24 protein-coding genes and 2 pseudogenes are annotated in these 23,254 nt (G+C 70.1%); 17 read left to right on the top strand and 9 right to left on the bottom strand.

From position 1 onward, the window contains the following. Window positions 1-178: 178 nt before the first annotated feature. The 4 genes and pseudogenes from LNW72_RS42005 to LNW72_RS02060 all read left to right on the top strand — a co-directional run bounded on the left by LNW72_RS42005 (window position 179) and on the right by LNW72_RS02060 (window position 3,411). Window positions 179-922 (top strand): helix-turn-helix domain-containing protein, encoded by a 744-nt coding sequence (locus tag LNW72_RS42005; protein WP_374117113.1) that lies wholly within the window; start codon window positions 179-181, stop codon window positions 920-922. Then, window positions 916-1,327: pseudogene (locus tag LNW72_RS42000) on the top strand (phosphotransferase); the annotation flags it as partial. The gene LNW72_RS42005 and the pseudogene LNW72_RS42000, both read left to right, overlap by 7 nt. 395 nt (window positions 1,328-1,722) lie before the next feature. After that, on the top strand, window positions 1,723-2,298 hold the full coding sequence (locus LNW72_RS02065) for an XRE family transcriptional regulator (protein WP_250973719.1): 576 nt from the start codon (window positions 1,723-1,725) through the stop codon (window positions 2,296-2,298). 51 nt (window positions 2,299-2,349) lie between these two features. Continuing rightward, the gene (locus LNW72_RS02060) at window positions 2,350-3,411 is read left to right on the top strand and encodes a low specificity L-threonine aldolase (protein ID WP_250973718.1); all 1,062 of its coding nucleotides are present in this window, start codon (window positions 2,350-2,352) and stop codon (window positions 3,409-3,411) included. Between the two features lie 309 nt (window positions 3,412-3,720). On the opposite strand, the gene LNW72_RS02055 is transcribed toward LNW72_RS02060, so the two are convergent. Next, on the bottom strand, window positions 3,721-4,059 hold the full coding sequence (locus LNW72_RS02055; protein ID WP_250973717.1) for a hypothetical protein: 339 nt from the start codon (window positions 4,057-4,059) through the stop codon (window positions 3,721-3,723). Between the two features lie 199 nt (window positions 4,060-4,258). Here LNW72_RS02055 and LNW72_RS02050 point away from each other — a divergent pair, with 199 nt between their 5' ends. From LNW72_RS02050 to LNW72_RS02040, 3 genes are all read left to right on the top strand, one after another. After that, window positions 4,259-5,077, top strand: coding sequence for a hypothetical protein (locus LNW72_RS02050; protein ID WP_250973716.1), 819 nt, complete (start codon window positions 4,259-4,261; stop codon window positions 5,075-5,077). Further along, window positions 5,074-5,838: a class F sortase gene (locus tag LNW72_RS02045; protein WP_250973715.1), complete on the top strand. Its 765-nt coding sequence runs from the start codon at window positions 5,074-5,076 to the stop codon at window positions 5,836-5,838. Before LNW72_RS02050 ends, LNW72_RS02045 begins: the two co-directional genes overlap by 4 nt. Before the next feature lie 316 nt (window positions 5,839-6,154). Further along, window positions 6,155-7,267 carry an ABC transporter substrate-binding protein gene (locus LNW72_RS02040; protein WP_250973714.1) on the top strand — a complete coding sequence of 371 codons (1,113 nt, stop codon included), beginning with the start codon at window positions 6,155-6,157 and terminating at the stop codon, window positions 7,265-7,267. On the opposite strand, the gene LNW72_RS02035 is transcribed toward LNW72_RS02040, so the two are convergent. Next, on the bottom strand, window positions 7,255-8,646 hold the full coding sequence (locus tag LNW72_RS02035) for a glucose-6-phosphate dehydrogenase (protein ID WP_250973713.1): 1,392 nt from the start codon (window positions 8,644-8,646) through the stop codon (window positions 7,255-7,257). The two genes, LNW72_RS02040 and LNW72_RS02035, sit on opposite strands and share 13 nt — an antisense overlap. 272 nt (window positions 8,647-8,918) lie before the next feature. On the opposite strand from LNW72_RS02035, the gene LNW72_RS02030 reads away from it, so the two are divergent. Further along, on the top strand, window positions 8,919-9,095 hold the full coding sequence (locus tag LNW72_RS02030) for a DUF805 domain-containing protein (protein ID WP_308402135.1): 177 nt from the start codon (window positions 8,919-8,921) through the stop codon (window positions 9,093-9,095). Here the strand turns inward: LNW72_RS02030 and bla are convergent. After that, on the bottom strand, window positions 9,092-10,018 hold the full coding sequence (gene bla, locus LNW72_RS02025; RefSeq protein WP_250973711.1) for a class A beta-lactamase: 927 nt from the start codon (window positions 10,016-10,018) through the stop codon (window positions 9,092-9,094). The genes LNW72_RS02030 and bla overlap by 4 nt on opposite strands. 245 nt (window positions 10,019-10,263) lie before the next feature. Beyond that, window positions 10,264-10,659 (bottom strand): hypothetical protein, encoded by a 396-nt coding sequence (locus LNW72_RS02020; RefSeq protein WP_250973710.1) that lies wholly within the window; start codon window positions 10,657-10,659, stop codon window positions 10,264-10,266. A gap of 216 nt (window positions 10,660-10,875) precedes the next feature. Here LNW72_RS02020 and LNW72_RS02015 point away from each other — a divergent pair, with 216 nt between their 5' ends. The 3 genes from LNW72_RS02015 to gap all read left to right on the top strand — a co-directional run bounded on the left by LNW72_RS02015 (window position 10,876) and on the right by gap (window position 14,893). Beyond that, entirely contained in the window at window positions 10,876-12,531 is a 1,656-nt protein-coding gene (locus LNW72_RS02015) for a helix-turn-helix transcriptional regulator (RefSeq protein ID WP_250973709.1), read from the top strand. 291 nt (window positions 12,532-12,822) lie between these two features. After that, window positions 12,823-13,779, top strand: a complete 957-nt coding sequence (locus tag LNW72_RS02010) for a GlxA family transcriptional regulator (protein WP_250973708.1) — start codon at window positions 12,823-12,825, stop codon at window positions 13,777-13,779. A 103-nt stretch (window positions 13,780-13,882) separates the two neighbouring features. After that, window positions 13,883-14,893 carry a type I glyceraldehyde-3-phosphate dehydrogenase gene (gene gap / locus LNW72_RS02005; RefSeq protein ID WP_250973707.1) on the top strand — a complete coding sequence of 337 codons (1,011 nt, stop codon included), beginning with the start codon at window positions 13,883-13,885 and terminating at the stop codon, window positions 14,891-14,893. A gap of 48 nt (window positions 14,894-14,941) precedes the next feature. Here gap and LNW72_RS02000 read toward each other — a convergent pair whose 3' ends face one another. Continuing rightward, entirely contained in the window at window positions 14,942-15,844 is a 903-nt protein-coding gene (locus LNW72_RS02000; RefSeq protein ID WP_250973706.1) for a hypothetical protein, read from the bottom strand. Between the two features lie 74 nt (window positions 15,845-15,918). Then, window positions 15,919-17,361 carry a serine/threonine-protein kinase gene (locus tag LNW72_RS01995; RefSeq protein WP_250973705.1) on the bottom strand — a complete coding sequence of 481 codons (1,443 nt, stop codon included), beginning with the start codon at window positions 17,359-17,361 and terminating at the stop codon, window positions 15,919-15,921. A gap of 212 nt (window positions 17,362-17,573) precedes the next feature. Between LNW72_RS01995 and LNW72_RS01990 the strand changes: the two genes are divergently transcribed. The 6 genes from LNW72_RS01990 to LNW72_RS01965 all read left to right on the top strand — a co-directional run bounded on the left by LNW72_RS01990 (window position 17,574) and on the right by LNW72_RS01965 (window position 20,784). Next, on the top strand, window positions 17,574-18,065 hold the full coding sequence (locus LNW72_RS01990) for a DUF2975 domain-containing protein (protein ID WP_250973704.1): 492 nt from the start codon (window positions 17,574-17,576) through the stop codon (window positions 18,063-18,065). Next, the gene (locus LNW72_RS01985; RefSeq protein WP_095878373.1) at window positions 18,065-18,286 is read left to right on the top strand and encodes a helix-turn-helix transcriptional regulator; all 222 of its coding nucleotides are present in this window, start codon (window positions 18,065-18,067) and stop codon (window positions 18,284-18,286) included. The genes LNW72_RS01990 and LNW72_RS01985 overlap by 1 nt, the downstream gene beginning before the upstream one ends. Window positions 18,287-18,523: 237 nt before the next feature. Then, window positions 18,524-19,036, top strand: a complete 513-nt coding sequence (locus tag LNW72_RS01980) for a methylated-DNA--[protein]-cysteine S-methyltransferase (protein ID WP_250973703.1) — start codon at window positions 18,524-18,526, stop codon at window positions 19,034-19,036. Between the two features lie 94 nt (window positions 19,037-19,130). After that, window positions 19,131-19,859, top strand: coding sequence for a 2OG-Fe(II) oxygenase (locus tag LNW72_RS01975; protein ID WP_250973702.1), 729 nt, complete (start codon window positions 19,131-19,133; stop codon window positions 19,857-19,859). 139 nt (window positions 19,860-19,998) lie between these two features. Then, the gene (locus LNW72_RS01970) at window positions 19,999-20,451 is read left to right on the top strand and encodes a hypothetical protein (protein WP_250973701.1); all 453 of its coding nucleotides are present in this window, start codon (window positions 19,999-20,001) and stop codon (window positions 20,449-20,451) included. A gap of 171 nt (window positions 20,452-20,622) precedes the next feature. Beyond that, entirely contained in the window at window positions 20,623-20,784 is a 162-nt protein-coding gene (locus LNW72_RS01965; RefSeq protein WP_250973700.1) for a hypothetical protein, read from the top strand. A 196-nt stretch (window positions 20,785-20,980) separates the two neighbouring features. On the opposite strand, the pseudogene LNW72_RS01960 reads toward LNW72_RS01965, so the two are convergent. The 3 genes and pseudogenes from LNW72_RS01960 to LNW72_RS01950 form a co-directional block, all read right to left on the bottom strand. After that, window positions 20,981-21,178 (bottom strand): annotated as a pseudogene (locus tag LNW72_RS01960) (cold-shock protein); the annotation flags it as partial. Between the two features lie 73 nt (window positions 21,179-21,251). Further along, window positions 21,252-22,058 (bottom strand): alpha/beta fold hydrolase, encoded by an 807-nt coding sequence (locus LNW72_RS01955; RefSeq protein ID WP_250973699.1) that lies wholly within the window; start codon window positions 22,056-22,058, stop codon window positions 21,252-21,254. Window positions 22,059-22,239: 181 nt separating this feature from the next. Then, a complete protein-coding gene (locus LNW72_RS01950; protein WP_250973698.1) occupies window positions 22,240-22,977 on the bottom strand; it encodes an alpha/beta hydrolase in 738 nt (245 codons plus the stop codon). Window positions 22,978-23,254 lie beyond the last annotated feature (277 nt).

Raw genomic sequence — 23,254 nt, 5'->3', positions numbered from 1 at the left:
GTTGCGTTCAGTAATCTGACAACATAGGCGTTGCGCATCAATAGAATAAGCCCAGGTAGGGGCCGGTAAATCGTTGCAATGGCTCCGGAATTGAATGCAACGATCGACGCTCTGGCGTTGCAATGAGTTGAGAGTGAACGCTACACTTGAGGCACCACGGAGCCCTAAGGAGACCGCGATGCCGGGAGGCAGGCTCACTCAGCAGGAACGCCAGCAGATCGCGCTGGGTCTGGCCGACGACCTCGCCTACGCGGAGATCGCCAGACGCCTCGACCGTCCGACCTCCACGATCACGCGCGAGGTGACGCGTAACGGCGGCCCCACCGCCTACCGCGCCGACCTTGCCCACCGCGCCACCGAACACCGCACCCACCGGCGCAGCCCGGCCACGCCCCGGGGGTCGGAGGCGCCTCCGCAACCCCATGGGCGGGACGCCGAGGCGGTGCGCGCGTACGAGGAGGTGTTCACCACCGTCCTGATGCAGGCGGGCACGCCCAAGATGATGGCCCGGGTGCTGGTCTGCCTCTACACCACTGACGCGGGCAGCCTCACCGCATCCGAACTCGTCGAGCGCCTGCAGGTCAGCGCGGCATCCATCTCCAAAGCGATCACGTTCCTCGACGGTCAAGGCCTCATCCGCCGCGAACGCGACGAACGCCGTCGTGAGCGTTACGTCGTCGACGATGACGTCTGGTACCAGGCGATGGTGGCCAGCGCCCGGTCCAACGCCCAGATCATCGAGACCGCGCGGCAGGGCGTGGGCATCCTCGGCTCCGACACTCCGGCTGCGGCCCGCCTGGAGAACATCGCCCGCTTCCTCGACTTCGTCAGCGAAAGCATCACCCGCGCCGCCGAGCAGGCCCGCGAGGTCCTCCACACACAGGCCGGAACAACGTCGGGCGGCACTGCCGGGCCGAACTGACCCTGCCTCCCCTTGCGATGAGGACTGCGGAGACAACGTCGGACCGGATTGCGGCGGTTCAGGGACCGCCCACTCTGTGTGCGGTGGATGTGACAGAGCTGTGGGACGCGGCGCTGGACGCCCCCGCCTGGGATCGACCTCCGGTCTGGTTCCACGGCGGTTTCCCCACGCCGGCAACCTGCTGACCAGCGACGGACGCCTCGGCGCGGTCATCGACTTCGGCGGGCTCGGCATCGGCGATCCGGCCTGCGACCTGACCATCGCCTTCACCCTGATGTCCGCCGGGAGCCGAGCTGCCTTCCGCGCCGCGCTCGGTGTCGACGACGCCACCTGGGCCTGGGCCGCGGCTGAGCCTTGGCCACCGGCCTGAACACCTACAAGCTGATCCGGTCCGGTCCCTGGTGAGCGGTTGAGCCGTGCGCAACGGTCGACTGTGTGGGGGGTAGCCAGGCGGGGCTGGTCCTCGCCGTCATCTGCGGGAACGTGTGCGCGGGAGCCTGGCGCGCTGGGGGTGCCAGCGCAGAGTCCGCTGGATCGTTCACTAAAACGAACGCTGGGTCTACTGCCTCGATGGGTTCGGTATAGTGAACGCATGGTTCACCCGATCGAGTCTTTACGGGTCGGCGCACAGGTCAGCGCCCACCTCGATGACACCTACCTGCACCTGGAGCACGTGGATACGCGAGTGATCGCGGTCGGCGAGAGGGACGGGACGCCCTGGGCGGCCGTAAGGGCCGTATCCGCGTGTTCTGCACCGCAATGCACACAGCAATGAAGACCGCGACGCACAGGAGCCAGGGATGACACCCCCGCCGTCCGGCCGCCAGCCGGTGAGCAGTACCGCGGCCGCGGTCGGCGCGAAGATCCGCCTGCGCCGGCAGCAGCGCGGCATGAGTGCCGCGGAGATGGCCCGGCGCGCCGGGCTGAGCAAGGCCACGCTGTCGCAGTTGGAGGCCGGCAACGGCAATCCGACGATCGACACCCTGGACGCGATCGCGATCGCCCTGCGCATCCCGATCGCCGACCTGCTGGCCCGTGACGCCGACACCGGGCCGGTCTTCCGGCCGGGCACGGACATCGAGCCCGGCGAGGTCTCCCGGGAACTGCTGCGCCGCATCAGCAGCGGCAACAGCCTGGAGATCTGGCGGCTGCGCATTCCGCCCGACACGGAGCTGGCCGGCGTCCCGCACGCCACCGGCACGATCGAGCACCTGCTCATCGCCACCGGGCACGTCACCGCCGGTCCCGTCGACGCCCCGCAGGATCTGGGGCCCGGCGACATGCTCGCCTTCGCCGGGGACGCCCCGCACTTCTACCGCACCGGCGCCGAGGAAGTCGACATCACCGTCGTCTTCGCCTCGCCCATCAGCACCTGAGACCACGAAGCGCCCCCATCGGGACCAGAGCGAGACCAAGGAACACCCCTCATGAGCAACACCATTGCCATCACTCCCGCCAGCCGTGCGTTCATCAGCGACAACATGGCCGGGGCGTCCGAGCAGATAGTCCGGGCCGTCGCCGACGCGGCCGTCGGGCAGGTCCTGCCGTACGGCAACGATCCGTTCACCGACAACGCCCGCCGCAGGCTCGGCGCGATCTTCGAGCGGGACGTCGATGTCTTCCCGGTCTCCACCGGGTCCGCCGCCAACGGCCTGAGCCTGGCCGCCCTCACCCCGCCGTGGGGGAGCGTGCTCTCGCACCCCGGCAGCCACATCAACACCGATGAATGCGGCGCTCCGGAGTTCTTCACCAACGGCGCCAAGCTCGTCGGTGTCCCCGGCTCCGACAGCAAGATCGAACCGGAAGCGCTGCGGGCGGCGGTGCGCCGCCGGGCCGGTGACGTGCACAGCGTGCAGCCGTCCGTGGTGAGCATCAGTCAGGCCACCGAGAGCGGCAGCGTCTACACCCTGGAGGAGATCCGTCGCCTGTCGGCCATCGCCAAGGACGCGGGACTGCGCGTCCACATGGACGGCGCGCGCTTCGCCAACGCCCTGGTCCATCTCGGTGCCACCGCGGCCGAGATGACCTGGAAGGCCGGCATCGACGTCCTGTCCTTCGGTGCCACCAAGAACGGCGCGATGACGGCCGACGCCATCGTCTGCTTCGACCCCGCACTCGCCGCCGAGCTCGCGTTCCGCGCCAAACGGGCCGGGCAGCTCGCCTCCAAGATGCGTTTCCACGCGGCCCAGATCGACGCGTACCTCACCGATGACCTGTGGCTGGACAACGCCCGCCAGGCCAACGCGATGGCCACCCGGCTCGGCGACGGCCTCAAGGCGATCCCCGGCACCGGCCTGCTGGCCACGCCGCAGGCCAACATCCTCTTCTGCCGCCTGCCTCAGCAGGTCACCGAAGGACTCCTGGCCGAGGGGTACGCCTTCTACCACGACCGCTGGGAACCGGGAATCGTCCGGTTGGTCACCGCTTTCTCCCACAGTGCCGACGACATCGACCAGCTTCTCGACGAAGTCCGCCGTCACGCCTGCTGACGGACAGATCAGGTGGCGTCCCCTTCGCTACTGCTGACGGCGTGTTGCCCCATCGGAGGGCGTCGTGGGCCAGCAGGCTTCGGGCGCGGTCCAGGTCGGTCTCCGGGGCGGGTCGGGGCTGCCAGTCCAGGATCCGGTGGGCCTTGTCGGTGCTGTGGCGGTTGCGGCGGCCCAACGCGGGGGTGATCTCGCGCAGCGAGGGGTCGCGGAACCGGGCGACGAGCCTGACCAGGAAGTCGGGCACCTGCCGGGTCGACACCTTCAGACCTTCGGCCCCCAGCCCCTCGCGCAGTGTCTGGGCCATCTGCGTCATCCAGGCTGTACCACCAGGAGATCCAGAAGGTCATCGACCTGGCGCACACCCTTGCGGCCGAACTTCCCCCGCCGGACGCCCCTCGTCGCCGGTTCGACGAAGTCGCCCGCTACGGGCAGCTCAAATACGGTGTGGCCGAAGTGATCCACGCCGCGACCAACGGCGGCCTCGACGACGAGAACTACGAGCCCATCCTCGGCGCCATCGCCGTCCTGCTGGCCACCGGCGTCGCCGAAGGCACCCTGAAACCGGGAACCGATCCCGAGGACGTGCTCCTGCAGCTCAGCGTGTTGTGGCGCATCCCCCGGGACCGGACGGCCAGAAGCGCGCCGCACGCATCCTCGGCCTCGTCATCGACGGACTGCGCACCCGCCCGTCGGCATCCTGACGATCCGGGTCGGAAAGTTTTCAAAGAACCACCAATCCAACGGCGTTGGGGCTCCGAAGAAGCAGAGAGAACCTCCCCGGGATCTCGCTTCACCCCCGTACGATCTGCGGCTCCTCCCCTGGGAAGGCCGCGGAACAGGAGCGAATGTGATAGCCAAGCGCACCGGTCGCCTCGTGGTGTTCGCCGCCCTGCCTGCCGCCATGTTCCTGACCGTGGGACTCTCCTCACCGGCTCTCGCGGAGGACGGCAAGGCCTATCAGATCGACCTGCAGCAGCTGAACAACTCCGGTTCCCGGGGCACGGCCATGCTGAGCATCAAGGGCAACCAACTGACCGTGCAGATCGAGTCCGAGGGCATGGTGCCCGGACAGCCCTCGGCCCAGCACCTGCACGGCTCGACCAACGGCCATGACTTCCACTGCCCGGACGCCAGCGACGACACCAACGCCGACGGGGTTCTCAGCAACACCGAGGCCACCGTGGACTACGGCAACATCAACATCTCGCTCACCACGTCCGGCGACACCCTGGCGACCAGCGGTCTCGCCGTGGACCGCATGCCCGTCTCCGACAAGCAGGGAAAGCTCTCCTACAAGCGGACGCTCACCGTTTCGAAGGATGTGGTCGACCACATCAAGGACCTGCACATCGTGCAGCACGGCATCGACCGCAACAAGAACGACAAGTACGACTTCGATGGAGCCGGGCCGAGCGAACTCGACCCGAAGCTCCCTCAGGAGGCCACGGCTCCGACCAACTGCGGAATGGTCATGGGCGCGTCCGTGGGGTCCATCCCGGTGGGCGGTATTGAAACCGGGGGCGGTTCTCCGCAGAGCTCGGCGGTGCCGACGGCCTTGGCCGGGAGCGCGGCAGCCGTATCCGTGGCGGTGGTCGGCGCGCTGGTCGTCGTGAGGCGCCGGCGTGCGCTCGCCGTCCGGACGGAGTCCCTGGGGAGCGCCGCGTGAAGCCCGGTCACCCCTCCGTACCGACCGCGCATCCCGCACCGGACGCCGCTACCGGCGGCGGGCGGACGCGACCGAGAGGCCGCGGGGTTGCCGGCCTGACCGCCGTCCTCACCCTCGCCGCGCTGACTCTGACCGGGTGCGCGGGCCGGGACGCCGCCGCGCCCCCGGAGCGCCAGGCCCAGAATGCCGCGCAGGGCCAGGCACCGGCCGGCGGCGGTTCTGATGGCTCGTCAGCCGGAGGCCGGAGCGCGTCGCCGGGGTCCGGATCGCAGGGCGGATCGAACGCGGGAAACGCCGCCCCCGCCCTTGCCCGATCCGAGCCGCAGACGATCACCATCCCGTCCCTCGGCGTCTCCAGCAACCTGGAGACGCTGCGCCAGGACAAGGACGGAGCCATGAAGGCCCCGAAGGACCCCGATCTCGCGGGCTGGTACGAACCTGGGCCCACACCCGGCTCCATGGGACCGGCCGTGATCGCCGGCCATGTCACCTGGAACGGTGCGGCGGCGGTGTTCGCGAAATTGAAGACGATGAAAGCCGGCGACACCATCGAGGTGACCCGGCAGGACGGCAAGACGGCCACGTTCACGGTCGACCGGGTCGCCGAGTATCCGAAGGCCAAGTTCCCCACGCTCGAGGTCTACAGGAACCTCGACTACGCGGGACTCCGACTGGTCACCTGCGGCGGCGAGTTCGACCCGAAGAAGCATTACTACGACAGCAATGTGGTGGTGTTCGCACGCATGACGGCTGCCGCGTAGCGAGGACGGCGAAGCCGCGCGCTGGCACGCACCGGCGCGCGGCGAGAACACTGTGGGGAAGGGGAAGGGGAACGAGAAGGGCAGGGGCCGGGATTGAGGGTGTCCGGGCTGGGCGTCGGCCGACCACGCGGCCAGTCTGCCGCCATGCGAACAGATAATCGGTTGCCTGCCGGCGATGTTGGTGGATGCAATGTCCGGCATGGTCACCCAGGTTCGCACGCCACGGCGCGATGAGATCAATGCGTAACGGCCCAGCCGTGCCACTCTGCGTACCGGGCGGACTGCAACCGACGCTTCGCACGGGAGAGGCCACGGCATGACTACGCCACCATCGCCACCTGGAGTGGAGCGGACTGACGGATCATCCGTCCGGATCGGCGCTCTGGTTCCGCTGACTCGGCCCGGCTGGGTCGAGGCGGGCCGACACCTGCTCTCCGGCCTCGAACTGGCCGTTCGCGAAGTCAACGACGCCGGAGGGATCGTCGGACGGCCCCTCGAGCTGGTGGTCCGAGACACCGCGGCTGATCCCCAGCGGGCCGCCGCTGCCGTGGATGAGCTGGATCGTCTGGGCGTGGCTGCCGTGGCGGGGGAGTATCACAGCGTCGTGGCTCGCGCCGCCGCCGCCAGGGCCGACGCCCTCGGCCTGCCGTTCCTCTGCTCGTCAGCGGTTCTCGACGCGCTCGCCGAAGAGCCGACGCAATGGGTCGCGCGCCTCGCTCCGGCACAGTCCCATGGCTGGCAGATCTACGCGGACTTCCTCCTCGGCGCGGGCCACACCCGAATCGCCGTAGCAGCTGAGCCAAGTGTCTACTGGGCATCGGGGACCCGCATTCTGCGGGACTACCTCGCTCCGCGCGGCGGCACCGTCATCGAACTCGACATGCGCGCGCTCTCCCCCTCGGCCGTGTGCGACGAACTCGTCGCCCACCGCGCGACCGCCCTCCTTCTCCTGGTCGGCCACCCGGAGCCGGCCGTGCCGATCGTCAGGTCCGTCCGCCGCGACCAGCGCCTCGCCGAGATCCTGATGGGCGCTCCGGCCGGGCAACCGGAGTTCGCCGAATGGGCGACGTTGCTGGGCGACGACGGAGCCGGGATCCCGTTCCTGCGCTACCTGCCCGAGCGCCTCACCCCACTCGGCGCACGAGTCGGGACGGCCCTCCGCGAGCGCCTTGGCGAAGCCCCGTCGTTCGTCGCCTTCGAGGGCTACGACACGGTCACCGTCCTCGCTGATGTGCTGCGTTCCCACGGCGAGGACCGGGCGCGCACGGCCGAATCCTGGTCACGCGTTGCCGTCGAAGGCACCCGCGGGCAGATCCGGTTCTCCCGCGTGCCAGGCATCAACGTTTGGCAGTGGGCCCGGCCGCCGATCCAAGTCGTCGATCGAGATCCGGCGGAACCCGCTCGCTTTCGGATCCTTCACTCCGGCTGAGGCCCTTGGCCGGGCTGTGAGAGCCAGGGCAGCCGCCAGGACGTGTGGTCCGGGTTCTGTGTAGGCCCCCAGGAACCCCGTTCGTAGGGCACCGGCGCGGGCGGGTGATCCACCAGTGGCTGGATGACGCGCCAGGTCTCCTCCACGACGTCCTGTCGGGTGAAGAGCGAACGGTCGCCGGTCAGCGCGTCGTTGAGGAGCCGCTCATAGGGCTCGGGGGGCTTGCCGAGCTCGGCCGCGAAGGACAGGTCCAGGTGTACGTCTCCGGCCGAGTGGCCGGACGCCTTCTTGGACAGCATGTTGAGCCGCAGGCCCGCGTCCGGGTCGATCCGCAGCACCAGCTCGTTGGGGTCGGGATGCTGGGGCTGGTCCAGGAAGGCCAGCCGGGGCGGGCGCTTGAAGACCACACGCACCTCGGTGATCCTGGCGGCCAGCGCCTTGCCCGCCCTGATGGAGAACGGCACGCCACTCCAGCGCCAGTTGTCCACTTCCAGGGCGAGTTCGACGTACGTCTCGGTCAACGACCCCGGCTTGACTCCGGGGACGTCCAGATAGCCCTCGTACTGACCGCGCAGGCAGCGGGCCGGATCGACGTCGGCCATGGCCCGGAAGACATCGACCCGCCTGTCCCACAGCGCGTCGGGTCCGGGGCCGACCGGCGGTTCCATGGCGATCAGGGCGAGCACCTGGAGGAGGTGGTTCTGGACCACGTCGCGCAGCGCGCCGACCGGGTCGTAGAACGCCCCTCGGTCCTCGACCCCGAAGTCCTCGGCCATGGTGATCTGTACGGCCGCCACATGATCGCGATTCCAGACCGGTTCCAGGAGCGCGTTGGCGAACCGCAGGAACTGGATGTCCAGTACGGGCTGCTTGCCGAGGAAGTGATCGATGCGCAGGACCTGCTCCTCGGCGAGCACCCGGTGGAGGCGTGCGTTGAGTGCTCGGGCGGAAGCCAGGTCGTGGCCGAAGGGCTTCTCGAGCATCACCGTGGCCTGTGCGGTGAGGTTCGCCGCGCCCAGTGCCTCCACGACCGGGGCGAACAGCGAGGGCGGGATTTCCAGGTAGAACAGCGGCTTCTCGACGCCCTTCAGCCGGCCGGCCAGCGCCTGGTACGTAGCCGGGTCGGCGAAGTCGCCCTGCAGGTAGGTCAGCCGCCGGGCCAGCCGCTCGAAGGCAGCGGCCTCCACCGGCTCGCCGACCGTGTGCAGGGCCTCGCGCAGGGAGGAGACGAGGTGGTCGTGCGACCAGTCCTCGCGCGCGACTCCGATGATCGGGCAGTCCAGGAGCCCGGTCGCCTCCAGGCGGTAGAGCGACCGGAAGGTCATTTTGCGCGCCAGGTCACCGGTGATGCCGAAGATCACCAGGGCGTCGGCGTTCACCGCTCCGCGCCCCACGCCCCGGCAGGCACCATCGCCGTCACGGTGAGGGCGGCGTCAAGGCCGAACAGAAGTGTCCGAACCCGCCCAGGCAGACCATTGCTCATGAATAGGACCTTATGGCCCATTCTGTAAACCTGCTGGCAACGCAGCCATGCCGACCTGGCAATCCGCAGAGTCGGCTGACAGGAGCCTCGCGGTCCCCACCGCGCCACCCAGGACGCGCTGGGCTGTCCAGGGCCGGAAGCCGCGCTGGACCGAATGGGTGACCCTGGATCCTCACGACCTACGCCATCGCGACGACGCTGCCCACGCCGGCCGTCACCTGCCGACGCATGCACGACGCCGACCGGACGGGCTGGAACGTCCTGCGGGGCCTGATCCCGTGCATCGGCGGCGCCATGGTCATCGTGTTCCAGGCAACCGCGGGCATGCCGGGGACCACCGTCTAGGACAGTTTCCGGGCGATCACGGACGCTGCTTCCGCGAGGAGCTTGTTGTCGTAGGGGGCGTTTTTTGTGCCGCGATTGGTCATGATCGCCATGACGATGGGCGCGGCGTTGGGGGGCCACACCACGGCGATGTCGTTGCGGACGGCGTAGACACCGCCTCCGCCGGTCTTGTCGCCGACCGTCCAGCCTTTGGGGATGCCTGCCCTGATCAGCTCGTCGCCGGTGGTATTGGTCCGCAGCCACTTCGTGAGCTGAGCGCGTTCGTCGTTGCCGAGCGCGTTCTCGAGAACGTAGGCCCGCAGGTTGCCGGCCCATGCGCGGGGTGTGGTGGTGTCCCGAGTGGCGCCGGGGGTCCATTCGTTGAGGTCGGGCTCGCGGCGCTCCACCCGGGTTGCGGTGTCGCCTGCCTGGGCGAGAGCTGCTGCCAGGCCCTTCGGCCCACCGAGCGCATCGAACAGAAGGTTGGCCGCGGTGTTGTCGCTGTAGCGGACTGCGGCGTCGCACAGCTCACGCAGAGTCATCCCGGTTCCCGTGTGCCGCGCGGTGACCGGAGAGTGGTCCAGCAGGTCGTCGTGGGAGTACTTGATCACCTTGTCCATGCCGGCCAGGGAGTACTTGCGCAGAACGGCAGCGGCGGCGAACGCCTTGAAGGTGGAGGCATAGGCGAAGCGTTCGGTGTCCCTGTAGGCCAGTTCCCTCCCGTTGCCGGTGTTCACCGCGTAGACCCCCAGCCGTGCACCGTACGTGCGCTCGAGCCGCTGGAGGTCGCCGACGGACGGCTTCGCGGCCGGATCCGGCCGCGAAGCCGTGGCGGACGGAGCCGGTGAGGTCGGGGTACCGCCAGAGCCGCAAGCCGCCAGCGGGAGGACGGTGAGCACGGCGAGCCCGCCGAGAACGGCACGTCGCGCACGTGTGTACGGCATGGTTGAAACCTCCCGGTATCCCGTGACAGGGGCATCGGCGTCCCCTGCAAGACCTCGATCGATCTTAGGGACAACCGCTGCACGGGTTTTCCGGGATCAAGTGCTGGGCGTCGTCAGCCGTTCCGCTGCATCGACGGTCGGACTCGGGCCGGCCGGGCCTGTCCGCTCCTGTGGGAGGAACGAACAGGCCCGGCCGGGTTGGCTCGCCTGTGAGCTCAGTGGATCGGGTGGGCTCGTCGGTGGGCTCAGTAGATGATGTCGATCTGGGTGCTGCGGACGTTGCTGGGCCAGGGGCACTGCACGTCGGTGCGGCCGTTGCCGTAGAACCAGCTCGAGTACTGGGTGCTTCCTAACGTGCACGACACGTGCAGCCGCCAGTGGCTGGAGCCGCTGACTCCGGTGCACGAGCCCCAGGCCCAGTTGGTGGTGCCGCTGTCGACACCGCTGTAGCAGGCGCCGACGGAGGCCGAGGCCGGTTGGCTGACGGCCAGCGGCATGGCCAGCGCGGCGGCCGCCGCGAGCAGCCCGATCAGCGTGCTGCGCCGTCGGATCCTCGCCGTCCTCGCCGCCTTCGGCAGCGCCGGTACCCGTCCGCTGGTCGCGGCGTTGTCGCCGGTTCCCCGGCTGTGCTGTGTGATCATGGTCTATCGCCCTTTCTCGGGTTCCTGCCACGTTCCCTGGGTTCCTTTGTAGAGGTGTCGATCGCCTCTCGGGTCCGGTGTTTCCCCCCGGATTTCCTCGTGCAACGGCCGCCCCGCCGTGCCCCGACCTCTGCTACGTCCGGTCTGTCCGGCGCGTCCGGAAACCGTCTCGCCGTGGCGGAGAAAGGGGGCCACGTTGGAGGGACCCGGATAGCGATGGGTGAAGCCCGTGCGGGCGAGGGGGACGACGTGGTGCGAACGGCTACAGCCAGGCCGGCTGTCATCCGGTGGACTCCGTGGCAGGTGCGGGCCGGCTGGCTGCTGCGGGCACATCGACTGCGTCATGCCGAAACCGGGCTGCGGCGTCTGCCGGGGTTCGCCCGCGCCTACTGCAAGGACCTGCGGCACGCGGGCGGGATCAGCCCCAGCTCCCTGTCCCGCTGGGAGAACGGCCTCGTGCCGGTGACCGCCGGCTGTGTCCGCCGCTACGAGGATGTGCTCGGCCTCGCCCCGCACCGTCTGCTCCTGCCGATCCAGACCATCGCCCGCCACGAGGGAGGTCCCGCCGCGGCGGCGTTCCTGCGCGGAGGCGATGGCGCGCCGGACACGGACTGGGACCGGCGCATCGACCCGCTGCTCGATCAGGTCCTGGACGGGGGAGTGCTCACCGGTGCCGACTGGGACGGACTGACCCGATGGGCGGCCTATGGCGGCGGGCGGGTCTTCCCGGGCCGCATCCGCGAAGCGGTGGTGCACAGGCTGCTGGAGGAGACTCTGGTGTCGGACGGCAGTTCCTGGATGCGCCGCTTCGAGGCGCTGAGCCGGCTGATGGCCGACCCGCTCTGGGGGCCGGAGGCCATCGCCGTCTGCGCCGGTGTCGCGGAGCAGTCCGAGCACGCCGGTTCGATCGAGGCCGTGTGCGCGCTGGACGGCAGCCCGCACCCCGACGCCGGCCGGACGGTGCTACGGCAGCTCACCGACCCCACCACCGCCGACAGCCTGTACGGCGCCCTGCTCGCCGCCGCACGCAAGACGCGCAAACGCCACTTCACCGCCGAGCAGACCCGCACGCTCGTGGACGTGGTGGACGGCCTGCTCACCAGCGGCGCGCGCGTGGCTCTCCCGTTGTGCACCGTCGAGGCCGCTGCGGTCCTCCTGCACAGACTGCCGCTGTCCGCCGCCCACACCGCCCGGCTCACCGCCACCGCGGCCGACCGCTACCCCATCGTTCGCACCGTCGTCGCGCACGGCTCGCTGGCCGATCCGGCCACCGCCTCGATCATCACCGGCCGCTTCGTCGCCCAACTGGGGGACGATGAGGCGCCCCCACCGGCGGCCGCCGTACTGAGCGGCATCGTGGACGACCTCCTGCATCACCCTGTCGCCGATGTCCGGCTCTATGCGGCGATGCTGCTCAACGCCAGCCCCTACGGATCGCAGACCGCCATCGCCCTGGCAGCGGAACTGCGGCACAGCGCGACCGTACGCTCCGAGGCGCGCGCCGTTCCGGTGCTGCACGCTCTGCGCGTGCTCGGCGAGCCCGGCCAGCGCTGCGTGGTCGCCGACCTCACCCTGGCGGGCGGCCTGCCCCAGGGGGTCGTCCTCGCGGCCGTGCACGCGCTGGGGCACATCGGGGGCCGCAGCCCGGAAACCTACTGGCGCGCGGTCTTCCACCAGCATGCCAGGGCCGCCGCGGACGCCGCTGAGCAGCACCGTGTGCTCAAGCGGCTCGTGTACGGCTTCGCGATGGCCGATGAACTCGACCTGCTCACCGCCCTCATGGAGGACCAGGTCGAAGCCGCGCCCGCCCAGCACCTCTCTGGCTGGTGGAGTGGTCTTGCCCGCCACGTCCGCGACAGCGCCCGGCGCTAGGGCCTGTCCGGCCGATCACGAACGGCCCCTTCGCCGCCTGGCACGGCCCCTCGCGGCGTTGCCGAAACGCCCGAATACAACCGGTATACGGGCGCTTCGGCGCCTTGCGAGGCACCGCACCAGACGACGCCTGGGCCGCCCATGATCGACCGGACAGGCCCTAGCCGGCAAAGGCTGAAGGAGCTGAAGGAGTTCGACACGTACAGCTTCATCCCCCTGGGGACGAGCTGCCGGCAGGCGTCGGCGACCCGGAGGAGCTTTTGGGCGTCACGCCCCACGTACCCTTTTCCCGTGCCAGCCTCTCGCCTGTATCGGGTCGCCGTCCTCGTGCTTCAGGGTGCGAAGCCGCTCGATGTCGGAATTCCCGCGCAGGTTTTCACGACACGCGCGAGCATGCCCTACGAGGTGCGGGTGTGCGGGGCGACACCCGGTCTCGTGAACGGCGGCGATGGCCTGTCCTACCACGTCGCCCACGGCCTCGAGGCGCTGGTGTGGGCCACCATCGTCTTCGTCCCCGGTTACCGGTTCCCGGACCGCGACGACCCGCCGAAGGACGTCGTGAACGCGCTGACCGCCGCGCACGATCGGGGTGCGCGGCTCGCCGCCATCTCGACGGGCGCCTTCGCGCTCGCCGCCACGGGCCTGCTCGACGGCAAGCGCGCCACAACACACTGGCACTACACGCGGGCGCTGGCGGCGAAGCATCCCCTCGTGCAGGTCGACGAGAACGTTCTGTTCGTCGACGAGGGCAGCGTACTGACGTCGGCCGGCGCGGCCTCGGGCATCGACCTGTGCCTGCACATCCTGCGCGGCGACCTCGGAGTGGCCGCGTCGAACCATGCGGCCCGGCGCCTGGTCGCGGCTCCCTACCGCAGCGGCGGGCAGGCGCAGTACGTGCCGCGTAGCGTGCCCGAGCTGCTCGGCGAGCGGTTCGCGGCCACCCGCGAGTGGGCCCTTCTCCGGCTGGGCGAGCCCCTCACCCTCGAGCGGCTCGCCCAGCATGCGGCGGTGTCGCCGCGCACGTTCTCGCGGCGCTTCGTTGACGACACGGGATACACACCGATGCAGTGGGTCATGCGTGCCCGCATCGACATGGCCCGTGAGCTGCTCGAGCGTTCGGAGCGGAGCGTCGAGCAGATCGCCGCCGACGTCGGTCTCGGCACCGGTGCCAATCTGCGGCGGCACTTCCAGCGCATCCTGGACACGACGCCGAGCGAGTACCGGCGCACCTTCACCCGGGGCGAGTAGTCCGCCACCACGTGGCGCGATCCTTTCGAACCGTGGCGATCACGCCGCTGCCACCGGCCGATGATGCGCGAGAACCTGGTGGTGAACCGAAGGGACACCACTCATGACTCGCATCGCCATCAATGGATTCGGCCGCATCGGGCGCAACGCGCTGCGCGTGCTGCTCGAGCGCGACAGCACCCTTGAGGTCGTCGCCGTCAACGACCTCACGGAGCCGGCCGCCCTCGCGCGGCTGCTCGCCTACGACACGACGGCCGGCCGGCTCGGCCGGCCGGTCACCGTCGACGGGGACGGGGACGGGGACGCCCTCGTCGTCGACGGACGTCGCATCACGGTGCTCGCCGAGCGCGAACCGGCGCAGCTGCCGTGGGCCGAACTCGGCGTGGACATCGTGCTCGAGGCGACCGGCCGCTTCACGTCGGCCAAGGCCGCCCGCGCCCACCTCGACGCGGGCGCGCAGAAGGTGCTCGTCAGCGCGCCGTCGGACGGCGCCGATGTCACGCTCGCGTTCGGGGTCAACACCGACGCGTACGACCCGGCCGTGCACACGATCATCTCGAACGCCTCGTGCACGACCAACGCGCTCGCGCCGCTCGCCGCGGTGCTCGACGAGCTCGCCGGCATCGAGCACGGTTTCATGACGACGGTGCACGCCTACACGCAGGAGCAGAACCTGCAGGACGGCCCGCACCGCGACGCCCGCCGGGCCCGCGCCGCCGCCGTCAACATCGTGCCGACCACGACGGGTGCCGCCAAGGCCATCGGCCTCGTACTGCCGAACCTCGAGGGCAAGCTGTCGGGCGACTCCATCCGGGTGCCCGTTCCGGTGGGATCGATCGTCGAACTCAACACGACCGTCGCCCGCGACGTGACGCGGGACGACGTGCTGGCGGCGTACCGCGTCGCCGCGGAGGGGCCGCTCGCCGGCATCCTCGAGTACTCGGACGACCCGCTCGTGTCGTCCGACATCACGGGCAATCCCGCCTCGTCGATCTTCGACTCGGCCCTCACCCGCGTCGACGGCCGACACATCAAGGTGGCCGCATGGTACGACAACGAGTGGGGCTTCTCGAACCGCGTGATCGACACCCTCGAGCTCATCGCCACCCGCTGACCGGATGCCGGGGGTGTGGCGCCCGGTCGGGGCGTTGTGCGGGGTCGCTCATTGCCCTGGTTGGGGCGGGTTCTGGCTGCTGATGATCCATAGGGTGTTGTGCGGTACGCCGAGGAAGTCTGCGACGGTGCGGGGGTCGACCGATCGGGTGGTGGGTGGTGGGTTGACGGTGACGGGTTGGTCGTAGTCGGTGAAGTCGGTGCGGCTGCCGTCCTGGTAGTCGATGCGGACGGGGTAGGGCTTGCCGGTCAGGGCGACGTAGACGGTGCGGGCGCCGGCCTTGTCCAGGTCGCCGGTGATGTCGACCGGGATGACGCGTGTCCCGTTGAGGGTGATGGGGGTGCGTTTGGTGAAGGTGGTGATGTCCGGGTAGTCGGTGTCGTGGTTCCTGAAGGCGGCCAGGGTCTGGCACGGCCCGGTGAGTGTGCGGAAGGAGAGGGCGTCGGGACTCAGGTACGGGGCGGTGATCGCCTGTCCCGTGAAGTGTCCTGCTGCCTGGGTTCCGCGTTCGCCGGGCCCGTTGCCGGTGTTCTTCCAGTAGGTGTCGTCGAGCGTGGCCCACATCTGTCCTGAGCCCATGCCGAACCGGGCCTTCCCGCCGGGGCCGTAGTCGAGCCGGGCGTCGCAGTGCGGCGGGGTCTGCACGGTCTTCTGGCGGTCCACCCGTACTGAGATCGCGGGCTGTTCCCGGGTGGCTGCCGGGCGGGAGGTGACCGCGTGCACCGATGTGGCGTCCTGGGTGTACACCGCGAAGGACCGTGACAGCAGTGCCTTGGAGTCGAGCTGTTCCACTCCGTTGGGCGCCGCCGGGGTGAGCGGGGTGGAGGCTGTCGGACGTGGTGCCGGACCGTCCGTGGCACCGCCTGATACTGCGGGGCTGTCCACCGCGCCGCACGAGGCGAGCGCCAGCACCGCCAGCGGGCTCATGGATCCGATCCATCGACTCTTCATCACCGAAACCTACCCGCTGCCCGCTCTTGCGCCGCAGGTGGGAGGCGCGCCGCCCGGTCGCGGGCCTGAACGGGCTACCGCACAGCGACCCTGTTGGAGCGGCTGCCGGGGACCTTCCACCACAGGAGCCAGGCGCCGGTGCCGTAGAGCAACAGGTTGATGACCATGTCGCGCGGGACGTCGCTCAAGCCGGTTTCGGTCTCGCCGTGAAACAGCGCGGGCACGACAACTTGCTTGACGAAGAAGTACAGGGCCAGATCGAACACGACGAAGACGAGCCAGGCCACCGCCGGGTGCCAGCGGGGCCGGGGCACCGCGTTGATGAGTGAGAACACGCCGGTGATCGCGAGGACCGTGGGCAGGAGCTCGGACGGCACGGTGTCGAGATAGTTCCACGGCAGTATGGAGCCGAGGGCCCACAACAGCGCCATGCAGCCGATGAAGCGCAGCACCACCGCCCCGAAGGGGCTGACCTCCGAGCCTGCCCCAGCTCCGGCCCCGGCCCCGGTCGGGGCTCCGGCGGCGGCCGTCGGCTGGAAGTGGAGGCCGGGGCCGACGGGCGGGAAGGACTGCGCCGGCGGCCGGGCGCCGATCGACGGTGCGTGGGACGGCTGGGGCGGGAGCCACGCCCCGGCCGGCGCCGGAGTCACGACCTCGGTCGCGGTCGGGATCGGGATCGGAGCAGGCACCGCTGCTCCCGTTCGTGCCACCCCGTCCAGTACGGAAAGTGCCTGCTCGGCCGTGGGACGGCGGGCCGGGTCCTTCGTCATCAGCACGGCAAGCAGCGGCTGCAGGGCGCCCGCTCGCACCGGTGGTCGTGGCTCCTTGGTGACGACGGCGATGACGAGCGCACTGAAGGTGTCCCCGTGGAACGCCGGTGCGCCCTCGACGGCGCTGTAGAGCGTCGCGCCCAGCGACCACAGGTCACCCGAGGGGGCCGGCGGCTTGCCCTCCAGTTGCTCGGGGGACATGTAGGACGGGGTGCCGATGACCGCGCCGGTGCGGGTGAGGGCCGTGGTCGCGTCGGCCATGTGCGCGATGCCGAAGTCGGTGATGATCACCCGGTCGCCCATCAACAGCACGTTGTCCGGCTTGAGGTCACGATGGACGATGCCTGCCGCGTGGGCCAGTTGGAGCGCCTTCAGCATCGCCGCGCCGATCTCGGCGACCCGCTGGACCGGCAGCGCGCCGTCCTGGGCGAGCAGCGCCCCCAGCGACGTACCAGTGACGAGTTCCATGACGATGACGGGCGCGCCCTCGTGCTCGACCACGTCGTGCACGGTGATGATCCCGGGGTGGTTGAGCCGCGCGGCGGCGCGCGCCTCACGCGCCACGCGCTGGAGGAAGTGCTCGCGTTCGCCGCTGGTGAGGCCCTGCGGGAGCAGCACCTCCTTCACTGCCACGTCCCGTTCGAGAGCCCTGTCCCGCCCGCGCCACACCCGGCCCATACCGCCTTGGCCGATCAGCTCGACAAGCTGGTACCGGCCCCCGATCAGCGCCCCGCTCACTGCTTCCACAGGACGCCACCCTAGCGGGATCTCCCGCTGGGCAAAGGTGCTTTCGATCACTGCTGACGGGTCCGGTCACCTCCAACCATTGGTCGGTGTGACCGAGTTCGGCGGCGGTGTCCTGCCGCGGTGTGAAACCGCTGCCCACTCGCCGTCCCCGGACTTGCCTGGCCTATCGATATTCGATAGATTCCCATCGTAAGTCGATGGAGGGATGGGTCATGGGAAAGCTGACAGTGCGGGCGCTGCGCGCCGTGCTCGTGGTGGTGCTCGCAGGCACCGTGCTCGTACAGGTCTTGATGGTGTGGACGCTGGTCAGCGGGAGCGACCCGGAGGACGGGTCGGTCCCGCTGACCGCGTTTCGCGTGATCACGATCCTGGGCCTGGTGTCGGCCCAGGTCGCCCTGTTCTGCGTATGGCGGCTGGTGGCGATGGTGCGACGCGGAACCGTGTTCTCCCACGCCGCCTTCCGGTACGTGGACGGCGTGATCGGCGCGATCGTGGCGGCTGCCCTCGTGTGGTTCGCGGTCACGGCCGTCAACGCGCCGGGCCAGCGGGACGACCCGGGCGTCACCGTGATCATGGCCGGGATCGGCGTGGCCATCCTGGGGGTCGCGCTCATCGTGCTCGTCCTGCGCATGCTGCTCGCCCAGGCCCTCGTGCGCGACGTCGAAGCAGCCCAGATGCAGGCCGAGTTGGACGAGGTGATCTGATGCCGATCACCGTCGACATCGACGTGATGCTGGCCCGGCGGAAGATGTCGGTGGGCGAGCTCGCGGACCGCGTGGGGATCACTCCCGCCAACCTGGCGGTACTCAAGAACGGCCGCGCCAAGGCGGTACGGTTCGCGACGCTCGCCGCGCTCTGCGAGGTGCTCAAATGCCAGCCGGGCGACCTGCTGCGCTGGGAGGCCGAGGACGCCGCGAGCGGATGACGTGCCCCGGGCGGGCCTGAAGACGTTCGCCACCAACGGCCCGTGCCGCGGCTGGACGGGGGTGTGGGTTCAGGGGAGCAGGCCCAGGGCGCTGTACCGGAGCGGGCCGGGGTTGAGGCGGTCGCCGCCGCCTTACAGCGGCCGCGGGCACTGAACGCCGTGTCCGATTTCCGCCAGCTGCGGTGCCTCGTCCCGCGCATAGTCAGGGGTGAGAACAGTTAGGAAAGGACCACGATCATGACGCTCTACAGCATTGCCGAAAGCCAGCTCGGCGACCTTCTCCTGGTGGGTGAGGCGTCCGCCACGGCAAGGAGCGGCGTCGCGCTCGCGTCGCTGTCGATGCCCGGCCAGAAGGGCGCGGTGGTCGTGCAGGACGGCTGGCGGCGTGACGATGAGGTCTTCTCCGACGTGGCACGCCAGCTCCGCGCCTATTTCAACGGGACCGCGAAGAGCTTCGAGCTGGAGTTCGCGCCCACGGGAACGGAGTTCCAGCAGCGCGTCTGGCGGACGCTGGACGACATCCCGTACGGCACGACGACCACCTACGGGCACCTCGCGGATCAACTCGGGGTCGAGCGGGCGGAGATCCGCGCCGTGGGTGCGGCGATCGGGGCCAACCCGCTGCTCCTGGTCCGCCCCTGCCACCGGGTCATCGGGGCCGACGGCTCGCTGCGTGGCTACGCGGGCGGTGTCGAGCGCAAGCGGGACCTCCTGATCCACGAAGGGGCCCTGCAACCCGTTCTCATCTGACACGTATCCCGCCGGACGGCGGCGCCACCGCCGTACGACCGCGAGCCGCACAGACCGCGGATCGACCCCGGCACCACCCACTCCGGAGAACCGTATGCGTACCGCTTTCACCGTCGCCGAGGCCCGCCGCAGGGTGGCCGCCGCCGACTGGACGACCGTGGCCGCCGAGCTCGACGCCCAGGGCTGCGCCCTGACCCCGCCGCTGCTCACCCCTGACGAGTGCCGTGCCCTGACCGCGCTGTACGACGATGCCGACCGTTTCCGTTCCACCGTCGACATGGCCCGTCACCGCTTCGGCTCCGGTCAGTACCGCTACTTCACGCATGATCTCCCGGAGCCGGTACGGCAGTTGCGGCGAGCGCTGTACCCGCGCCTGCTCAGCGTCGCCCGGGACTGGGCGCAGCGGCTGGGGCGGCCCGCGCCCTGGCCCGACGACCTGGGGGAGTGGATCGAGATGTGCCACGCGGCCGGCCAGGACAGGTCCGCGCAGATCCTGCTCCGCTACGGTCCGGACGACTGGAACGCGCTGCACCGCGATGTCTTCGGCGACATGCTCTTCCCGCTCCAGGTGGTCGTCGGTCTCGACGCCTACGGGACGGATTACACCGGTGGGGAGTTCCTGCTGGTCGAACAGCGGCCCCGGGCCCAGTCGCGCGGCATCACCACCGTGCTGCCGCAGGGGCACGGCCTGATCTTCACCACCCGGGACCGGCCCATCCGCTCCACCCGCGGCTGGTCGGCCGGCGCTATGCGGCACGGCGTCAGCACCGTACGGTCCGGCCGCCGGCACGCCCTGGGCCTGGTCTTCCACGATGCCGCCTGACCCGGACGCGGCGGTGGCCGCGGGCTACCGGCCGTGCGCCGTCTGCCTGCCGGGGGAGTACCGGCAGTGGAAGTCCCAGCAGGAGAGCCCGGTAGGAGAGCTCCGCGTGCGGAGCACGCGGGGAAAAGGAGGGTACGACATGACCGGACGGCAGTCGCGGGATCTCGCCCGCTCCCCGCTGATGCCCGCGGCGCAGGCCGCTCAGTACGCCGCGGCCTCACCGCCCGCTCCGCACACCGAGGCCGAACTCCGTTCGCTGCTGGCCCTGTTGAGGGCGCCTGCCGCCGGCATCTCGACCGTCGCGGTCGGGCACAGCCGGGACGGGGCCTCACGGGCGGCGGCCGAAGCCTTCACCGCCGCGTGGCAGGCCGGCGGGGGCACGGTCGTCGCGGTCGTGGACTGGCCGGAGCAGGCGGCCTCCTGGTTACGGTCGGCCGTGCGGCTCACGGCGCAGAGCCCGGACGCGTGGGTCATCGCCGCCGCCCCGCTCGGCTGGGCCCAACTGTGCCGCAGGCTCAAGCTCAGCATGGACTGGGATCCGCACCGCACCTTCCTCCTCGCCTGCCGGGAGACGGACGTCAACGGGGTGTAGGCCTTCGTCATCGACCGTCTCACCGAGCGCCGCGAGTGGGGGGCGGCCCAGAGGACGTTTGGGGCCGCCGGTTGGTCCGCGGTTCAGCGGGGCGAACCGCAGGTCTTCGGCAGCATCGCTCTGGCCCGGGACGGGATCGACGTCGGAGGCGACGACCTCGCCTGGGACCTGGTGGAGGATCTGGGCGTCCGCAAGGGCTCCTTCGAGGTGACCGGCGGGGGCCGCCGCCGACCGCTGACCCGGCAGACCGACGACATCCCCCGGTTCACCCTGATGAAGGCCACGGCCGAGGCACTCCTTCAACACCAGCGGACTCTCCCGCGGATCGACTGACCGACCGGGGCGCCTCGTTGCGTCACGGAAGGACGATCACAACGATCGCGATGGCCAGGACGACGAGCGACAGGATGGCGGCCCCAGCACGTGGCGACCGCCATACCGCGGCATGGTCGGCCCCGTTCGCGTGCTGGTCCGGCACGGACGGTCGGGGCGGCCCACCGAGCGGGGTGACGCGACGAGCGATGAATGTCCCCTTCGCGTTCCGTTCGATGGCGAAGGAGACGTACTCACCGTCCTCAAGTGTCTTGTAGCCAGCCGTCTGAATATCCGCGTAGTGGACGAAGACATCCTCGCTACCGACCCGGATGTCCTCGTCCCGATAGCCCTGCACGGTGAGAAAGCCGTAACCCTTCACACTGTCGAACCACTTGACCCAGCCCTCAGCCATGCCCTGCCCCCACGTGCTCGCCGTGCACCGCCGTTGCCGGTATGCGGCCGATCTGGTTCCGCTTCCCGATGGTTCACCGTAGGGGATCGGCCCCGAAAACGTCGGAGCCGAGGAGGAGTTCGAGAAGTCGCCCTGGCGCCCGTAGCGGCAGGTAGTGGTCGGCGTGGGCGACCACCTCCAGGCGTGCGCCGGGGATGCCGTCGGCGAGGCGCCGGGCGATGACGCCGATCTCGGGGTGGTCGTGATCGCCGACGACGACCGTCGTCGGTGCCTCGATTCGGTCCAGACGGCCGACGGCGTCCTCCTCGGGGTCGAGCGCGTGTCCCTTCTCGGCGACGGCTCTGAGTTCGGCGTTCTCCCGCACCATGGGCTCGATGAGGTCGAAACCCGGGGCCCGGTCACCCAGGCCCGCCCAGAGGGTGAGCTCCGCCTCGGCAATGCGGCATGCGTCCGATCCGCGAAGGGCCGCGACATACGCGTCCATCGCAGCGCTCCGGGGCCACTCGTGCCCGCCGACGGACGCCGCGATCAGCGTCAGCGAGCGGACCCGCTCGGGATGTTGCAGGGTGAAGTCGAGCGCGACCTCTCCTCCCATGCTCAGGCCCACGAGCTCCGCGGCCTGGAAGCCGAATCGGTCCAGGACCGCCAGCAGGTCGTCTTCATAGAGGAACGGCGCGGTAGGAAGCGTCGAGCGTCCATGACCCCTGGCGTCGTAACGAACCACGGTGTGGTGCGGTGGCAGCGCGGCGAAGACGCGGTTCCACAGGCGGCTGTCGTGGACCGATCCGTGGAGCAGGACGAGCGGGGGGCCGTCCCCGGCCCGCTCGGCCCAGATGTGGCCTCCGCCGGCGACGGGGATCAACTCGGTGGTCGTCGTCATACCTCCGATTCGATCACACCGCCGCCGTCAACGGCGCCTCCACCGGTGGCAGGAGCCCACCCATGCGTGCCGACTGCCGACCGCTGGCCGCCAGCGCCCGGGCCGGGCCCGGGCGCTGACGGTCGAGTCGGGCACCCGCCTACCGGCTGCTGCCGGTCTGACGGCGGGGGTTGGTCGGCGGCTAGCTCAGATGCCGGGTGAAGAACCGGGCCGCGGCCTCCCCTGCGAACTGCGGGACGCCGGTGTGCCCGCCCATGTTGGCGTGCAGCGTCTTCTCTTTGGAGCCGAAGGCGTCGAACAGATCCAGGGCCACCTGCCGGTCGTTCCCTTCGTCGTCCCACTGCAGCAGGACGTGCAGCGGAATGGTGACCTGGCGGGCCTCCTCGAACATGACGGCGGGAACGAAACTCCCGGCGAACAGAACGGCGGCCTCGATGCGCGGCTCGACCACCGCAAGGCGGACGCCGATGGAGATCACACCCCCCGAGTACCCGACCGGGCCGCCGATCTCCGGCAGCGAAAGGAGGGCGTCCAGGGCGGCCTGCCATTCCGGGACCGCCTGGTCGACCAGCGGGAGGACGAGCCGGTCCACGATGTCCTCGGTGACCGGCTCGCCGGCCTCCAGCGCCCGGCGCATGTCGGCGCGGGCCTGCTCGGTGGCGGCGGAACGGGGCCGGTCACCGCTTCCGGGGAGCTCGATGGTGGCCGAGGCGAAGCCGTCCGCCGCGGAGTGCCGGGCCCGCCCCGCCAGCCGGGGGTACATCTTCTGCAGTCCGCCGGGGTGGCCGAGCAGGATCAGCGGTGCCGGTGCGGACGCGGATGCGGATCCGGGCGTCCACAGGGTGCCGGGGATCTCGCCGAGGGTGAAGTCGCGTTCGAGGACGCCGTCGTCGAGGCGTTGTTCAGAAGTGAAGTTCATGGTCGTGCCTTTCGGGAGAGCTCAGTAACGGCGCTCCCGGACGACCTATCGCCCGACCATGACCCCGGAGGGGAGCACCCATGTCGATAGTGCGTTCACGGGTACCACCTCCTCGTTCTCTTGCACGGCCTCCGGAAAAGTAGCAGTGGTCTCCGTGGTTCGCCAACGGGTTTTCGCGGCGGATCCGTGGCCGGATGCCGGCGCACCACGCAGGACAGCGGTCGCTTCCTTGGGCGGTACAGCGAGCGCGGATATTCTGGACGACTGTCCATGTATG

Origin of the sequence: Streptomyces sp. RKAG293 (genome assembly GCF_023701745.1) — a bacterium.
Classification (GTDB): Bacteria; Actinomycetota; Actinomycetes; order Streptomycetales; family Streptomycetaceae; genus Actinacidiphila.
This window is presented reverse-complemented; position numbering and strand designations above follow the sequence as displayed.

Excerpts from the sequence above, each read along its gene's own strand:
- LNW72_RS42005 (WP_374117113.1), top strand. The coding sequence starts at position 179 with ATGCCGGGAGGCAGGCTCACTCAGCAGGAACGCCAGCAGATCGCGCTG.
- LNW72_RS02065 (WP_250973719.1), top strand. The coding sequence starts at position 1,723 with ATGACACCCCCGCCGTCCGGCCGCCAGCCGGTGAGCAGTACCGCGGCC.
- LNW72_RS02060 (WP_250973718.1), top strand. The coding sequence starts at position 2,350 with ATGAGCAACACCATTGCCATCACTCCCGCCAGCCGTGCGTTCATCAGC.
- LNW72_RS02040 (WP_250973714.1), top strand. The coding sequence starts at position 6,155 with ATGACTACGCCACCATCGCCACCTGGAGTGGAGCGGACTGACGGATCA.
- bla (WP_250973711.1), bottom strand. The coding sequence starts at position 10,018 with ATGCCGTACACACGTGCGCGACGTGCCGTTCTCGGCGGGCTCGCCGTG.
- LNW72_RS02020 (WP_250973710.1), bottom strand. The coding sequence starts at position 10,659 with ATGATCACACAGCACAGCCGGGGAACCGGCGACAACGCCGCGACCAGC.
- LNW72_RS02015 (WP_250973709.1), top strand. The coding sequence starts at position 10,876 with ATGGGTGAAGCCCGTGCGGGCGAGGGGGACGACGTGGTGCGAACGGCT.
- gap (WP_250973707.1), top strand. The coding sequence starts at position 13,883 with ATGACTCGCATCGCCATCAATGGATTCGGCCGCATCGGGCGCAACGCG.
- LNW72_RS02000 (WP_250973706.1), bottom strand. The coding sequence starts at position 15,844 with ATGAAGAGTCGATGGATCGGATCCATGAGCCCGCTGGCGGTGCTGGCG.
- LNW72_RS01990 (WP_250973704.1), top strand. The coding sequence starts at position 17,574 with ATGGGAAAGCTGACAGTGCGGGCGCTGCGCGCCGTGCTCGTGGTGGTG.
- LNW72_RS01985 (WP_095878373.1), top strand. The coding sequence starts at position 18,065 with ATGCCGATCACCGTCGACATCGACGTGATGCTGGCCCGGCGGAAGATG.
- LNW72_RS01980 (WP_250973703.1), top strand. The coding sequence starts at position 18,524 with ATGACGCTCTACAGCATTGCCGAAAGCCAGCTCGGCGACCTTCTCCTG.
- LNW72_RS01975 (WP_250973702.1), top strand. The coding sequence starts at position 19,131 with ATGCGTACCGCTTTCACCGTCGCCGAGGCCCGCCGCAGGGTGGCCGCC.
- LNW72_RS01970 (WP_250973701.1), top strand. The coding sequence starts at position 19,999 with ATGACCGGACGGCAGTCGCGGGATCTCGCCCGCTCCCCGCTGATGCCC.
- LNW72_RS01955 (WP_250973699.1), bottom strand. The coding sequence starts at position 22,058 with ATGACGACGACCACCGAGTTGATCCCCGTCGCCGGCGGAGGCCACATC.
- LNW72_RS01950 (WP_250973698.1), bottom strand. The coding sequence starts at position 22,977 with ATGAACTTCACTTCTGAACAACGCCTCGACGACGGCGTCCTCGAACGC.